This is a genomic window from Arthrobacter sp. 10L430 (assembly GCF_056395245.1).
Map to the genome: position 1 here is coordinate 1 of NZ_JBFTJD010000081.1, position 413 is coordinate 413.

Consider the following 413-nt stretch of genomic DNA (forward strand, 5'->3'; position numbering starts at 1 on the left):
GTGAAGCTGACCGGTACTAATAGGCCGATAACTTACACCACACACCATTGGTGAACGGATTCAAAAGACGTTCACACCCACAATGGTACGAAGATAACAAGACTGCCCGCGTCCACTATGTGGTTCCCAACCAACAAACCCGTTGCTTGCGAACCAACAACTGAATATAACAACACCACACCTGCGCCACCCCCCCAAACAGGGGAACGGCACAGGAAGTTGTAACCACAGGTTTTCCCAACCCCCCCAGGGGGGTTCGGGTACAAGGGTTACGGCGGTCATAGCGTGGGGGAAACGCCCGGTCCCATTCCGAACCCGGAAGCTAAGACCCACAGCGCCGATGGTACTGCACCCGGGAGGGTGTGGGAGAGTAGGTCACCGCCGGACACTATTTACGGCCAAGGCCCCGACAG

General features: G+C 56.7%; 1 rRNA gene. It reads left to right on the forward strand.

What is annotated here, in order from left to right:
• The first annotated feature begins 270 nt into the window (after nucleotides 1-270).
• Nucleotides 271-387 (forward strand): 5S ribosomal RNA (gene rrf, locus AC1DDG_RS21760).
• Nucleotides 388-413: the final 26 nt, after the last annotated feature.